At 49.5% G+C, this 1,342-nt stretch carries 12 tRNA genes; all 12 read right to left on the bottom strand.

Features of this window, described 5'->3' with window-relative positions:
* Window positions 1-230: 230 nt before the first annotated feature.
* The 12 genes from ACQV2S_RS08770 to ACQV2S_RS08715 all read right to left on the bottom strand — a co-directional run bounded on the left by ACQV2S_RS08770 (window position 231) and on the right by ACQV2S_RS08715 (window position 1,342).
* Window positions 231-301: transfer RNA gene (locus ACQV2S_RS08770), tRNA-Gly, on the bottom strand.
* 7 nt (window positions 302-308) lie between these two features.
* Window positions 309-381 (bottom strand) — tRNA-Asp (locus ACQV2S_RS08765).
* A 19-nt stretch (window positions 382-400) separates the two neighbouring features.
* Window positions 401-473, bottom strand: a tRNA-Met gene (locus ACQV2S_RS08760).
* 12 nt (window positions 474-485) lie between these two features.
* Window positions 486-575: transfer RNA gene (locus ACQV2S_RS08755), tRNA-Ser, on the bottom strand.
* A 12-nt stretch (window positions 576-587) separates the two neighbouring features.
* Window positions 588-659, bottom strand: a tRNA-Glu gene (locus ACQV2S_RS08750).
* Between the two features lie 35 nt (window positions 660-694).
* Window positions 695-784: transfer RNA gene (locus ACQV2S_RS08745), tRNA-Ser, on the bottom strand.
* Between the two features lie 35 nt (window positions 785-819).
* A tRNA-Ile gene (locus ACQV2S_RS08740) sits at window positions 820-893 on the bottom strand.
* Window positions 894-904: 11 nt separating this feature from the next.
* Window positions 905-975 (bottom strand) — tRNA-Gly (locus tag ACQV2S_RS08735).
* 10 nt (window positions 976-985) lie between these two features.
* Window positions 986-1,075 (bottom strand) — tRNA-Ser (locus tag ACQV2S_RS08730).
* Between the two features lie 31 nt (window positions 1,076-1,106).
* Window positions 1,107-1,180: transfer RNA gene (locus tag ACQV2S_RS08725), tRNA-Ile, on the bottom strand.
* Window positions 1,181-1,189: 9 nt separating this feature from the next.
* Window positions 1,190-1,263: transfer RNA gene (locus ACQV2S_RS08720), tRNA-Met, on the bottom strand.
* 6 nt (window positions 1,264-1,269) lie between these two features.
* Window positions 1,270-1,342 (bottom strand) — tRNA-Ala (locus ACQV2S_RS08715).

The raw sequence follows: 1,342 nt of genomic DNA, 5'->3' as shown, positions 1-1,342 counted from the left end.
CCCATTTCAAAAATAGAATTCTTTTAATATCAAGATTATATGTGTCAGGAAGAAAAGAAAAGGAGACCAAGCAACCGTTAATTGCTTAATCTCCTTGGATAGCATCAACCCTATTGGACATAGAGCCCATAGAGACTAAAACCCCCTTAATCCGGATACGGAATTAGGGGGGATTAGTAAAATAGAAAGAAACTCTTTTTAGACATAAAAAAGACTTTAGAGTCTGAGTAAGCGGGTGAGGAGAATCGAACTCCCGACAACAGCTTGGAAGGCTGTGGTTTTACCACTAAACTACACCCGCAAGTATACGGTCCGGACGGGATTTGAACCCGCGATCTCCTGCGTGACAGGCAAGCATGTTAACCCCTACACCACCGGACCAAGATAAAAAGTAAAAAAATTGCGGGGGTAGGATTCGAACCTACGACCTTCGGGTTATGAGCCCGACGAGATGCCAGCTTCTCCACCCCGCGATAATATTAAAAAGGAGGATGTGGGATTCGAACCCACGCGCGCTTTTACACGCCTGACGGTTTTCAAGACCGTTCCCTTCAGCCGGACTTGGGTAATCCTCCATTAAATTGTAATGACCCGTACGGGACTCGAACCCGTGTTACCGCCGTGAAAGGGCGGTGTCTTAACCGCTTGACCAACGGGCCAATATCAAAACTCATTGGCAAGTATATAAGAATAACGGAGAAGGAGGGATTTGAACCCTCGCGCCGGTATAAACCGACCTACACCCTTAGCAGGGGCGCCTCTTCAGCCACTTGAGTACTTCCCCATAAGCCAATTCAAAATAACAATTAATTATTGCTATGGGCCTGAGTGGACTCGAACCACCGACCTCACCCTTATCAGGGGTGCGCTCTAACCAGCTGAGCTACAGGCCCATTATCAATAAAGCGGGTGAGGAGAATCGAACTCCCGACAACAGCTTGGAAGGCTGTGGTTTTACCACTAAACTACACCCGCATATTCTCAAAGGAGGATGTGGGATTCGAACCCACGCGCGCTCTTACACGCCTGACGGTTTTCAAGACCGTTCCCTTCAGCCGAACTTGGGTAATCCTCCGTTAACCAATGGCAAAATCCATAATGCATAATGGACCTTGTAGGACTCGAACCTACGACCACCCCGTTATGAGCGGGGAGCTCTAACCACCTGAGCTAAAGGTCCGGCCTTAGATAGCGGCGAAGGGGATCGAACCCATGACCTCCCGGGTATGAACCGGACGCTCTAGCCAGCTGAGCTACACCGCCAAAAAATGGAGAATAGCGGGATCGAACCGCTGACCTCCTGCGTGCAAAGCAGGCGCTCTCCCAGCTGAGCTAATCCCCC

It is taken from the genome of Facklamia sp. P13064, from assembly GCF_050409425.1.
Lineage (GTDB): Bacteria > Bacillota > Bacilli > Lactobacillales > Aerococcaceae > Facklamia.
The sequence above is the reverse complement of the archived record's forward strand: the minus strand, read 5'-3'. Positions and strand labels throughout refer to the sequence as shown.